The sequence below is a fragment of the Longispora sp. NPDC051575 genome, from assembly GCF_040681875.1.
In the GTDB taxonomy this organism is placed as follows: domain Bacteria; phylum Actinomycetota; class Actinomycetes; order Mycobacteriales; family Micromonosporaceae; genus Longispora.
On the sequence record NZ_JBFAZP010000015.1, the window covers coordinates 66,443 to 78,571 of the forward strand.

Below are 12,129 nucleotides of genomic sequence, written 5' to 3' on the forward strand. Positions count from 1 at the left end.
CGTCATGGTCGGACGTTCTGTAACCGCCATCACCGAACCGTGGCCCGGGCGCGTCCTACGGTCACGGTGACCTGAACGCGAACAACACTTGGTGAAGGAGCTGGTCGCCATGACCACACACAGCGTCGGGCAGACTGGAAGCGGACCCCTCGCGCGGCTCGTGCCCGCTGTGGCCACCGGAATCGTCGGCGGCCTGGCCGGCGGCGTCGTCTTCGGCGTGCTCATGCAGATGATGGACATGATTCCCATGGTCGCGAAGCTGGTGGGCAGCGACAGCATGGCGGTCGGCTGGCTGGTGCACCTGGCCATCTCGGCGTTCATCGGCGCCAGCTTCGCCGTCCTGCTCGGCCGCTGGGCAGGCAAACCCGTGATCGGCGCCGCACTGGGCATGGGTTATGGCGTCATCTGGTGGGTACTCGGCGCGTTGCTGATCATGCCCGCGAAGCTCGGCATGACCGACATGATCTTCCAGATCGGCAAGACCCAGTGGCAGTCCCTGATGGGTCATCTGATGTTCGGGCTCATCCTGGGACTGGCCTACGCGCTGATCGCGCCCCGCCTGGCCCGGCGCGGATAGCCGCCATGGCCACCTCCGTCCCGGGGGCCGGGGGTGTAACCGGCCCTGGGGAGGCCGCCGGGTCGTACTGTCTACAGGAGGGGCTACCCGCCCTGGAAAGCCCCGCCTGGGGCGACCGGCCACCCCCATGGGCGCCCGGACGACGCGAGGAGATCCGCCGCGTGGAACGCATGTCCCGTGACAGAGTCGTCTTCGACGACCGGCTGTGCCTGCTCGCCGAGGTCGACATCTTCGCCGACCTGACCGAGGCGGAGTTGATGGCCATCGCCCAGGCCGCTCCCATGCGCACCTACGCGTCGGGCGAGATGCTGTTCACCCCGCACGAGCGCGTCGAGGCGCTGTTCATGCTCAGGCGCGGCAGGGTGCGCACCTTCCGGGTCTCCGCCGAAGGCCGGGCACTGACCACCGCGATCATCACCCCCGGCACGATCTTCGGGGAGATGGTGCTCCTCGGCCAGCAGATGTACGACAACTACGCCGAAGCCCTCGACGAGGCCGTGGTGTGCGTGATGAGCCGCGACGACGTGCACCGCTTCCTGCTGTCAGACCCGCGCATCGCCACCCGGATCACCACGATCCTCGGCACCCGGCTCGCCGCCATGGAACAGCGACTGTCCGAGGCCGTGTTCAAGACCGTTCCACAGCGGGTCGCCGCGACCCTGATCGCCCTGTCGGCCGAACCGGCCCGCAAACCCGGGCTCCTGGCCTTCGGTAGCCGTCCGATCGGCCTCACCCACGAACAACTCGCAGCACTCGTCGGCACCAGCCGAGAGACCGTCACCAAGGCATTGGGAGACCTCGCAGACCGCGGCGTCATCAAACTCCATCGCGGCAGGGTCACCATCCTCGACCACCTCCGACTCGCCGACGAGGCATGACCATGACTCTGTTCATCGCACTACTGATCATCGCGGCCGTCGTGATCGGCATCGCGACCGTCACGGCGATCTACGTCGGCACAGTCACCGGGGCGCTGACCGTCGACACCGGCTGGGGCCGCAGACTACGACCGCTCGGCCCGCTGACCGTCGACATCGCCGCCGACCGCGACACCGTCTACGCCCTGCTCACCCAGCCCTACCTCGGCCGCGCCACCCGCGCCCTTCGGGAAAAGGTCCACGTCCTCGAACGCGCCACGGACATGGTCCTGGCCGCCCACCGCACCCCCATCGGGGGCCGGCTCACCGCTGTCACTGTCGAGACCGTCCGTTTCACGTCGCCCGAACGCATCGACTTCCGGCTTCTTCGTGGTCCTGTGCCCCACGTCGTCGAACACTTCACCCTCAGCTCCATCGACGGCGACGGGACCCGGCTGGAGTACCACGGCGAACTCGGCACGGACGGGTGGAGCCTCGGGGCATGGTGGGGCCTGATCGTCGCCCGACGGTGGCAAGCCGCAGTGGAAGCCACCGTCGAGTCCGTCAGGGCCGAAGCCGAACGTCCCACTCGACCCGGACGATGAGGCTGGACTGACTGTGGAGCGGGCCGTCAGGTTTGTATGAGGTCGGCCGCGCCGAAGGAGGCGCTGAACCTCTTACACCAGATCGACACGCTCTTGTAGGGGGCCAGGTCGGTTCCGGCGGGGATCTCATACACCTGGCTGCCCTTGTTGCCTTTGAGCTTGCCCAGGTCCAGGTAGCGGGTGGAGCCGAGGTCGGTGACCGATGACGGCGCGTCGGTCAGCCACACGTAGAGGTCGGGCCCGTTGCTGGTGTCCAGGTCGCGCAGAGCGAGTACCCGCCGACCGTCGGCCAGGTCGATCACCTCGACGGCCCCGGTGGTCTGATGTTCATGGCTGATGAACGTGCCGCGCAGCAGCACCGTGTCCACCTTGACCGCGACACCCGGCGAAGGGCTGGGGCCGGTGGTCGTGGCCACCGTCGGGATCGCCTCGTCGACCTGGCGGTCGACGATTGCCTTCCATGGCTGAAACCAGTACAAACCGAACGCGACCGCTACCACGAGCACAACGCCAGCCAGGAGAATTCCTTTTCGCATACGCCCAGCATGCCGTGTTCAAGCCGACCGTGCATCTTACGAACTGGGGACGCCTTCTGGGGGAGTTTCAGCAAAGGCGGGCAGGCTGGCGTCGAATCTTGCGAGAGGCCGTTGCGGCGCTGGGGCCACTGTCCTCCGAGTTGTGGGACGGGTCCTTGTGGGAGGGACCCGCCCCGGCGCTCGAGGAAGTGCCCAAGCAGTCGAGCCGGCTCTCGACACTGTCCCCAAGACTCCGATGCGGCCTTGTCGGTTCTTGCGAACCTGGGTGATCGAGGGCTCTGTGGTGGATGAGTGCTGGACGTCGGGTAGCTCGACCGAACGCTGGTTTGACGACAGGTCGTGGCGGGTATTCGAAGTGGTGCCACGCTCGGGATGCTGGCGGGCCGAGCATGACGCCGAAGGAGCGAGCCTGTCGGTGGACGCTCGGGAGCACGAGGAGGTGCGGTTTCTGAGGGTGGAGCCTGGCGGCATCCTGGGGTTTGGCACCTACGGTAACGGGACGTCACCCAGCGCACGACGACAGGGCTCCTGGCGTGGATCGCCTGACGTGGCCACTACGGTGGGCCGTCCTGACATGGTTTTGGTTCCCAACGGAAAAGTGGTCGATGGCCGGGCGGATCGAGGACTACGCGTTGATCGGCGATCTGCAGACCGCGGCGCTCGTGGGGCGGGACGGGTCGATCGACTGGTTGTGTCTGCCCCGGTTCGATTCGCCGGCCTGCTTCGGCGCGTTGCTGCATGATGAGGGCGCCGGGCACTGGAAGATCGCACCGACGGGCGCAGGGGATGCGACCCGGCGAGGCTATCGGGGCGAGACGCTGATCCTGGAGTCGGTGTGGGAGACCCCCGGCGGCTGCGTCCGTGTCGTGGACTTCATGCCACCGCGTGATCAGGCCGCCGACGTGGTCCGCGTTGTCGAGGGCCTGTCCGGTCGGGTAGCCATGAGCATGCGATTGCGGTTGCGTTTTGACTACGGGAGTCTGGTGCCGTGGGTCCGCCGAGACGGAGACGACCTCGCTGCAGTGGCAGGCCCGGACGCGGTATGGCTGCGTACCGACGTCGACCTGAGCGGCCATGATCACAGCACTGTCGCGGAGTTCACTGTCGGCGCGGGAGAGCGGGTGGCCTTCGTCCTGACCTACCAGCCCTCGCATCTGCCCCGCCCGGCCCCGGTGGACGCCTACGACGAGCTGGCCGCCACCGAACAGTTCTGGACAGACTGGATCGGCCGGTGCACCTACACCGGCCGCTGGTCGGCGCCCGTGCGCCGGGCACTGATCACGCTCAAAGCGTTGACCTACGCGCCGACCGGCGGCATCGTCGCGGCCGTCACCACCTCGCTGCCCGAACAGATCGGCGGCACCCGCAACTGGGACTACCGGTACTGCTGGCTACGTGATGCGACTTTCACCTTGCAGGCGCTTCTCGGCGCGGGCTTCGTCAGCGAGGCCAAGGACTGGCGCGAATGGCTGCTACGCGCCGTCGCAGGCAACCCGGCCGATTTGCAGATCATGTACGGCATCGACGGAACTCGACGGTTGCCCGAATACAACCTGGACTGGCTCTCCGGCTATGAAGGCTCCGCTCCGGTCCGCGTCGGCAACGACGCGGCTGGACAGTTCCAGCTGGACGTGTGGGGCGAGGTCCTCGACGGTATGCACGTGAGCCGCGAAGCTGGCATCGCGGCCACCGGTTCCGGCTGGGACCTGCAACGCGCCATGCTGGACTTCCTGGAAAGTAACTGGCAGCGACCTGACAACAGCCTGTGGGAGATCCGCGCCACACGCCAACACTTCGTACACTCCAAGGTGATGGCATGGGTCGGGTTCGACCGGGCGGTCACCGCGGTCGAACGGCACCGCCTCGACGGCCCCGTCCGCCGCTGGCGTGCGCTGCGCGACCAGATCCATGCCGACGTGTGCACCCGGGGCTTCGACGCTAGCCGCAACACCTTCACGCAACACTACGGCTCGACCACCCTGGACGCGGCACTGCTGCTGCTCCCGCGGGTCGGATTCCTGCCCTGGGCCGACTCGCGCGTCGCTGGCACGATCACCGCCATCCAACAGGAACTGACCATCGACGGACTCCTGGCCCGCTATCCCACACAGGCGGGCGGCAACGTCGACGGGCTGCCCGGCGCCGAGGGAGTCTTCCTCGCCTGCTCCTTCTGGCTCGCCGACGCACTGCACAGCACCGGACGAACCACCGAAGCCGAGGACCTGTTCCACAGGCTCCTCGACCTGCGCAACGACGTCGGCCTCCTCAGCGAGGAATACGACCCGGCCACGGGTCGCCACCTCGGCAACACACCCCAAGCCTTCACCATGGAAGCCCTCATCAACACCGCCCGACACCTCGACGGCACCACCACCGACACCGCGACGCCCCGGCCGACCTACGACCAGTACTGAAACGACCGCAGACCCCTTCACGCGTCACAACCACCTGCCAGGAGAGGGCACGGATCATCGTCATGTCACCCCTCCTCGACCTCCAGGTGGCGGATGGAATCGCCTCCTTTTCGGTCATCTGACCGCCCAAACTTGCTGTCCAGCATCGACACGAGCCGGTCGACCGCACCACTGCACGCCTCATACACCGAGGCCGCATGGTGGGTGACCGCGACCGGCGGCTGTCCGGCGGGGCGAGCTTCCACCACGCACCGCTTGTCCAAGCCGCCAGCCTTGCCCGCGTTCTCGTCACTCACGTGGATCTCTACTCGCGTGATCTGGTCGCCGAAACGTGCCACCGCAACTCTGAGCTCAGCCTCGACCCGTTCGATCAACCCGGCGTTGATATCGAGGTTCCTGTCACTGTGCAAATGTACTTGCATGAAGATCCCTCCCTGTAGCTCGCTTGCCCCACCTCAGTAGTGCGGATGAGGTCGAAAGTCCGGCTCCAACCGATCCCACGCACCATCTATACCCAGTAAGCATCCCGGCCAGTCAGGCCCGCCGCCGCGGCTGGTCAGCCTGCAGGAGGAAGGCGCAGGCCACCGGGCCCGTGTCCTGGACGGTATGCAGACAGCTACTCGTGCACCATGGGCGTCGCGAGACTGGACCCGCGGGCCGGGCGCTACAGCCGAGGGCGGAGCCGCAGGCCGCAGGTGCCGCAGTGTTACGGGTGCCGGAACCCTTGTTTTGAGGCTGTCGCCGCGTAGAGTGATCAGAAGAGACATGCCGAACCACCGGCTGGACACACTACGGTGGGCATGCTCTCGCCGCCCAGACCCTGCGGGTATCACCTGCCATTCCCTGCGCTTCAATCGAGGCGCCGGTCCGGCGGGCACACCTGCGGCGTGTCCTGCCCAAGGGCGATGCATCATGAATCCACTACAGCAACACTCCATCACGTCCTCCGCCGGGCTGACTCTCAGAGCCACCCGCACGCTCGGACGCCAGAGGTACGCGCCGTCAAGGATGCGGGCACACAGTTCCATGAAGCGCTGTCCGTCCTGCCGCCAGGGGCCCGCACCGACTCCCTGTCACCCGCCAGGACCATCACCGCCGACGGGCCGCCTACCGTCCGCGTGCCGAGCCAGCAGGCGCGCTTGAACGAGTCGCCCGACGTCAATGGTCAGGTCGTATCGCCTGAGCTGGCGACTCCCGCGGAAAACAGCGACCCGGGGAACAGCAAGCAGGTCGCCGCCACAACCGGGAGCATCCTGGGCAGCACCCCACATCGTGGGCGCAACGCCTGGGGGCAGCGAGTACCCCGTCCGGTGCGGGAGCTGTCCGTCGCCGTGGACGTCGTCACCAGCGCCCTCGCGCGACGGCTCGGCCGCAAGCCCACGACGGTGGAACTAGCCAACCGACTGCGGGTCGATGCCCATGAGCTGGTGACCGCGCTCGGTGCCGCCCAGGCATATCGCCTCTCAGCGGTCAATGCGCCGCGCGGCGAGCCGGGCGCACCTGCCGTCGGCTACATAGATCTCGGACGCGGAGTCGTAGAACTCTACAGGACGCGCGCGGGGACCACACGGTGCTCACCGCGCAAGCTGCGGCTCCTGTCTCTGGGCTTCGGCGAACCGACGACCCGAAGTGACAGTGCCGCAACCGTTGGGCACTCCCTATCGCGTGCGGCCCGGCTCATGGCGGCCGCCGTCACACAACTGCGCGCGGATCTGCCATACCGGCCCGACGGCCCCATGGGGCCGGGTGGTGCTGCCCTCTCGAGGGGTGAAGGTAGCACCACCCGGCACGCGGCCCGGGTACTTCGGTCCTACCACCCGTCGCGACGTCTTGACTGACACGGATCCGTGCATTCGGCCAGCGACGGTGGCGGAGGGTAGGCTTGTTCTGGTTAGCCGCCTTGGACCTGCTGCGGGTGACCTGGACCGTCCTTGCCTCATCGACCTGTTGCGGCCTCGGGAACCATCAGGTATCGGAGGCGGCCGTGGAAGGCGTTGAACGGCGATGGCGTATGGCGTCGGTGTGAACGGAGACCGCAGTATGCCGGCTGCGAGTCACCCAACTATACGCCAGGTCCTCAACCAGCACCCCACATGACCCCTGGGGGACTCGGCCCCGGCCATCCCAGGCCGAAGCCATGCCGCGCACCCCGGATGAGCGCCGCCTGGATTCGGAGTCGGCGCCACCGTGGCCATCCTCGAAGTACTGGCCGTACTCATGCCGCAACCGCCCGCACCGTGGAGGGCACGTTCCTGTCGGCATCTGCCCACGTTCCCGTCGCGCCACTGTGGATCGGTGCTGCCAATGGTGGACTGGTCTAGTACTCCAGCAGCACTTGGGTGAGTTGGTGTATCTGCTGGTAGTGGCGTGTTTTTGATCTGCGGTGATGACATTTTCGCCATCGTGATCATCGATGGCTAGAGCGCGTCGGGTGGTGTTTGACCGTAATGGGCGCGGCCCGTTGCGAGCCATTGTGGATGTTCGTTCAGTGAGCGTGGATGAGATTGCCGGGTGGTCGCTGGGGTTTGATGACTTGATGGCGCGGGTTGCGGGCCGGTTCGGGCGGGCGGAGCCGCGCCGTCGAGCCCGGTCATATGTCCTGGGGTTGCTGTCGCCGGTGTCTGGGAAGAACAGCTGGCCGCTCGCCGAGACTGCCGGTGACGCGACCCCGGAGGGGATGCAGCGGCTGCTGGTCAAGGCCCGCTGGGATGCGGATGAGGTTCGTGACGACCTGCGAGGCTATGTGGCCGACCATCTGGGCGACCCGGGTGGTGTCCTCGTCGTGGACGAGACCGGCTTCCTGAAGAAAGGCGTCAAGTCCGCAGGCGTGCAGCGGCAGTACTCCGGCACGGCCGGGCGTACGGAGAACTGTCAGCTCGGGGTGTTTGTGGCCTACGCCAGCACGCGGGGGCGGACTTTGATCGACCGCGAGCTCTACATGCCGAGAGGTTGGTGCGCGGATACCGCACGCTGCGCCGAGGCCGGTGTCGTCGACGGGGTGCGGTTTGCGACCAAGCCCGAGCTGGGCCTTCGCATGCTTGCCCGTGCCCTCGACGGCGGGCTCGCAGCCAGCTGGGTGACCGCTGATGAGGCATACGGCATGGATTCGAAGTTCCGCCTCGGGCTCCAACAGCGCCAGATCGGCTACGTGGTCGCGGTGCCGTGCAGGCAGAAGGTTCCCACCGAGACCGGCAGCGCCCGCGCCGACGCCCTCGCAGCCGCCGCACCCGCCCTGGCCTGGAAGCGGCGCAGCTGCGGCCCCGGCGCGAAGGGGCCGCGGCTCTACGACTGGGCGATGGCCACCCTGCCCGACACCGGAACCGCCGAGCACGGCTTCACCCGCTGGCTACTGATCCGCCGCAGCATCGCCAAACCGTCGGAACTGGCCTACTACCTGTGTTACGGACCAGCCGGCACGGCCGACGAGGAACTGATCCGCGTCGCTGGCACCCGCTGGGCGATCGAGGAATGCTTCCAGACCGCCAAAGGCCAGGTCGGCTTGGACGAGTACCAGGTCCGCCGCTACGACGCCTGGTACCGACACGTCACCCTCGCGATGCTCGCCCACGCATTCCTCACCGTCACCGCCGCCACGGCGGGAAAAGACAACCCCGCGCCGACCGCGACAGACTCATCCACCTCACCCTCGCCGAGGTCAGACGTCTCCTGGCACACCTGATCACAATCGCCCGCACCCGCGACTTCATCCATCGATGGTCACGATGGCGACGCCGCCACCAATACCGAGCGAAAACCAGCCACTACCAGCGAAGACGTCACCTCGGCGAAGTGCTGCTGGAGTACTAGCTCCCAGGCGAGCGGGTGCCCACGCGGGACTGACCCGGGGCCATCGGCTTCGCACGCGCGCCACCCGCTGCGGGAGGGTCGCCGCGCCCATGGATGATCCCTCAGGCATCTCGTCGCCATTCGACCCTCAGGCCAAACGCGCACCCAGCCAACAGGGGAGTAGGCAGGCTCCTGCGGACTCAAACATGCGTCCCTGATGTGCCTGTCACACCTGCGGCAGGACGAATCATGGCCGGGATCGACGTGCGGGGCGCTTCGGTACAAGGGACTGAGGGATGGGCGCTGTCGTTCGACCAGATGGCGCGTTCCACAGGCAGCGGTCGTGTCGCCAGCCGGCCTGCTGTGGCCAAATGCCAGGGGGTCTGTTCCGGCAGCCTATGGCCCCTCAGATCGTCGCGGTTGTTGATTAGGGACGCATACCGGGCCAGTGGGGCCAATACTGAGAAGGCGTGCCGTGATCGGCGAAACGGTGTGCCACGTCGTTGTTGCCGTCTCGGCCGTGTGAGGAAGGTGCATCCCGTGAGTGATCTTGCTCCGTCATCGTTTGCCAAGGCCCTGTTCACCGGTCACATACCGGCGGAGATGGTGATGCCCTACCCTCGACTGGCGCCTGACGAGGCCCGCCGGTGTGCCGGTCTGGCCGCGGACGGTCTGGAGTTCCTTCACGCGCGCTATGACCCCGCCCGGGTCGATGCCCAGCGGTGGGTTGGTGACGACATCATCGCGGGGTTGGGCGAACGTGGCCTGCTTGGTCTCTACGTTGACCCGAGGTACGGGGGCCAGGGCCTGTCGCAGACTGGGTACTGCCGGGTCATGGAGGACCTCGGCGGTGTCGACGGATCACTGTCGGTGGTACTCGGGGTACACCAGTCGATCGGCATGAAACCGATTCATCTGTTTGGTACCGACGACCAGAAGGCGCGGTTCCTGCCCGATTTGGCGGCGGGCCGGAAGCTGGCCGGGTTCGCGCTGACCGAACCGGGGGCGGGATCTGATGTGGAGTCGATTCAGTCGTGGGCGGAGCCGCAGGCTGACGGTTCGTTCGTCCTCAACGGTGAGAAACGCTGGATCGGCAACGGGGGCAAAGACATCGTGTGTGCTTTCGCCCGCTGCCCGAACGGCATGGTCGCCCTCATTCTGGAGAAAGGGATGCCCGGCTTCGAGGCACCGGACCGGTTCGACACCCTGGGCCTGCGCGGAAACGACTTGCGCCGGCTCACCTTCCGCGACGTGAGGGTCCCCAAGGACAACGTGCTCGGCGAGCCAGGTGACGGGTTTCGCATCGCCATGCACACCCTCAACAACGGGCGCATGTCCCTGGGTACCGGTGTCGTCGGCGCCACCAAACATCTGATCAGACTGGCCATCGAGCACTCCAGCAGTCGGCGGCAGTTCGGCCGGCCGATTGCCGAGTTCGAACTGGTCGAAGACAAAATCAGCTGGATGGTGTCCTACCTGTATGGATTTGAATCAATGGCTTACCTCACCACGGGTCTCGTCGATGCCGGGGTGTCGGACTACTCGATCGAATCGGCGATCACCAAGGTCGCCGGTAGCGAATTTTACTGGTACGCCGTGAATCGGGTGTTCCAGCTGTTCGGCGGTCAAGGGTACATGGCAGATTCTCCGGTGGCGAGGGCGCTACGTGACGCCCGGGTGTTCCCGATCTTCGAAGGCGCCAACGACGTCCTGCGCGCCTTCATCGCCCTCTCCGGACTCAAAGCCGTTGCAGGGGAAGTCTCCGACCTGGCAAAAGTCAACCTGGCAGAACCTGTGCGCAGTGTCGGGATCCTGGCCGACTACGTGACACAGCGAGTCGCCCGCGCCGTGCGCCCCGACCGGCTCGACGGCGCCCACGAGGCGCTGAAGACCCAGGCCGACACCGTGGCTGCCCAAACCGGGCAGTTGCGCGCCATGGCGGAGATGCTGCTGCGCCGTCACGGCGGTGACATCCAGCTGCGTCAACGGCAGCAGAAGCGACTGGCTGGCGCGGTCACCGACATCTACGCCCAGATCGCAACCCTGTCACGCACCAGCGCCCTGCTCGACGATCAAGGATTGGAAGCTTCCGGGCAGGAACAGCACATCACCACCCAGTTCTGCGGCCGGGCCGCGGCCCGGGTCACCAGGCAATTCGATCGCATCGATACCAACGACGACGAACACACCCACGAGATCGCCCGGCTGGCCTACCACCAAGGCGGCTACACCCCGCGCATGCAATAGTCAGAGCCCCTGGCCGGCCGCCACGAAACGGCGGTTGCGTCACCGACACCGGCCGACGTCCTCGGAGCGGCAGGCGGGCGAAGGCCGCGATCATGTCGGACCCACCTGGAAAGTCCGTGAACTGCGTAGCGCGGCCGGTCAGCGGTGCGTCTCGGAGAGTGCGGCCCGTGCCTTGGCGGCGTGTTCGGCCGAGACCAGAACCTCGAAGCGGCTCGGGACCGTGGCACTACTGGACGTGAAGTCGCGGCGTCCTCTGGTGAGCGCGTATCCGACCGCGGCGAAGGCTACCCCGAATGCCACACCACAGGTCAGGCTCCAGCCCATCGCGCGGCCGAAACCAGCGGTGGACAGAATGGCCAGCAGGAGTCCTACGAACAGGCCGAACCACACGCCGCTGGCAGCCCCGGACAGCAGGGCCCGGGGCCAGGTCAGCCGCCCTGTGATCTGTTCGATCATCCGCAGATCGCTGCCGATGATCTGGGTGGACTCGACGGGGAAGTGATGGTCGGAGAGGTGGTCGACGACCCGTTGTGCCTCGCCGTACGTGGTGTAGGACCCCAGCGGCACCTGCTCGCCGGCCGGAGAGAACGTATCGTCGCGGCCCGCCGCTGTGGCGAAGTTGTTCATCATGAATATCTCCCGGCATAGTGGAACGAAGGACCGCCTGTACGCCGTGATGTCACGGTGCGCGACGGAACGTGGCGCCCAGGGTTCTCATAGACTCGGGTAGCAGGGCTGAAGGTTGCGCACTCAACGAGTACCCGATCACGGCGGCCGGCAACCACTGGTCCCTCGCCGCACTGCGGGTGTCGATCACAGCTGTCCGGCAGTGATGCCTGCTCAGCTGCCAGGTAGCTCACGCCATTGTCTCGTGGTGGACCACCGGATCTTCAACCGTATCTCTGTGATGGGCACGAATTCCCGCCGAGGCTCGACGGCGTTCTCGTGTTGGCATGTGACCTTGTTGGCCGCAGAACTGGTGGCGGTCACCCGCCGGGTGTCTGTGAAGACGATGGCGGTCGGTGTCTGGCGGTGTTCTTTGCTGGGTTTGGGCGTAGGGTTGGGGTGTCGCTCAGGACCCCGGTGGCGCCCAGTTTCGGTTCGCTG

At 66.6% G+C, this 12,129-nt stretch carries 8 protein-coding genes and 1 pseudogene; 6 read left to right on the plus strand and 3 right to left on the minus strand.

The genetic code is table 11. The annotated features are described in order from the left end of the window. The first annotated feature begins 91 nt into the window (after positions 1–91). From AB0M43_RS35995 to AB0M43_RS36005, 3 genes are all read left to right on the plus strand, one after another. Entirely contained in the window at positions 92–577 is a 486-nt protein-coding gene (locus AB0M43_RS35995; RefSeq protein WP_363731479.1) for a hypothetical protein, read from the plus strand. A gap of 170 nt (positions 578–747) precedes the next feature. Beyond that, entirely contained in the window at positions 748–1,455 is a 708-nt protein-coding gene (locus tag AB0M43_RS36000; protein WP_363731481.1) for a Crp/Fnr family transcriptional regulator, read from the plus strand. A gap of 2 nt (positions 1,456–1,457) precedes the next feature. Then, the gene (locus AB0M43_RS36005) at positions 1,458–2,039 is read left to right on the plus strand and encodes an SRPBCC family protein (RefSeq protein ID WP_363731484.1); all 582 of its coding nucleotides are present in this window, start codon (positions 1,458–1,460) and stop codon (positions 2,037–2,039) included. Between the two features lie 26 nt (positions 2,040–2,065). Here the strand turns inward: AB0M43_RS36005 and AB0M43_RS36010 are convergent, their stop codons facing one another. Beyond that, positions 2,066–2,575: a DM13 domain-containing protein gene (locus AB0M43_RS36010; RefSeq protein WP_363731487.1), complete on the minus strand. Its 510-nt coding sequence runs from the start codon at positions 2,573–2,575 to the stop codon at positions 2,066–2,068. A 605-nt stretch (positions 2,576–3,180) separates the two neighbouring features. Between AB0M43_RS36010 and AB0M43_RS36015 the strand changes: the two genes are divergently transcribed. Continuing rightward, on the plus strand, positions 3,181–4,989 hold the full coding sequence (locus tag AB0M43_RS36015; RefSeq protein ID WP_363731489.1) for a glycoside hydrolase family 15 protein: 1,809 nt from the start codon (positions 3,181–3,183) through the stop codon (positions 4,987–4,989). Positions 4,990–5,054: 65 nt separating this feature from the next. Here the strand turns inward: AB0M43_RS36015 and AB0M43_RS36020 are convergent, their stop codons facing one another. Next, a complete protein-coding gene (locus AB0M43_RS36020) occupies positions 5,055–5,411 on the minus strand; it encodes an HPF/RaiA family ribosome-associated protein (RefSeq protein WP_363731491.1) in 357 nt (118 codons plus the stop codon). A gap of 2,114 nt (positions 5,412–7,525) precedes the next feature. Between AB0M43_RS36020 and AB0M43_RS36025 the strand changes: the two are divergent. Together AB0M43_RS36025 and AB0M43_RS36030 are read left to right on the plus strand one after the other, a co-directional pair. After that, a pseudogene (locus tag AB0M43_RS36025) lies at positions 7,526–8,796 on the plus strand (IS701 family transposase). A 519-nt stretch (positions 8,797–9,315) separates the two neighbouring features. Continuing rightward, complete coding sequence (locus AB0M43_RS36030) at positions 9,316–11,022, plus strand: acyl-CoA dehydrogenase family protein (protein ID WP_363731493.1); 1,707 nt, start codon at positions 9,316–9,318, stop codon at positions 11,020–11,022. Positions 11,023–11,160: 138 nt separating this feature from the next. On the opposite strand, the gene AB0M43_RS36035 is transcribed toward AB0M43_RS36030, so the two are convergent. Further along, entirely contained in the window at positions 11,161–11,652 is a 492-nt protein-coding gene (locus tag AB0M43_RS36035) for a general stress protein (protein WP_363731495.1), read from the minus strand. Positions 11,653–12,129 lie beyond the last annotated feature (477 nt).

Excerpts from the sequence above, each read along its gene's own strand:
- AB0M43_RS36000 (WP_363731481.1), top strand. The coding sequence starts at position 748 with ATGTCCCGTGACAGAGTCGTCTTCGACGACCGGCTGTGCCTGCTCGCC.
- AB0M43_RS36005 (WP_363731484.1), top strand. The coding sequence starts at position 1,458 with ATGACTCTGTTCATCGCACTACTGATCATCGCGGCCGTCGTGATCGGC.
- AB0M43_RS36010 (WP_363731487.1), bottom strand. The coding sequence starts at position 2,575 with ATGCGAAAAGGAATTCTCCTGGCTGGCGTTGTGCTCGTGGTAGCGGTC.
- AB0M43_RS36015 (WP_363731489.1), top strand. The coding sequence starts at position 3,181 with ATGGCCGGGCGGATCGAGGACTACGCGTTGATCGGCGATCTGCAGACC.
- AB0M43_RS36020 (WP_363731491.1), bottom strand. The coding sequence starts at position 5,411 with ATGCAAGTACATTTGCACAGTGACAGGAACCTCGATATCAACGCCGGG.
- AB0M43_RS36035 (WP_363731495.1), bottom strand. The coding sequence starts at position 11,652 with ATGATGAACAACTTCGCCACAGCGGCGGGCCGCGACGATACGTTCTCT.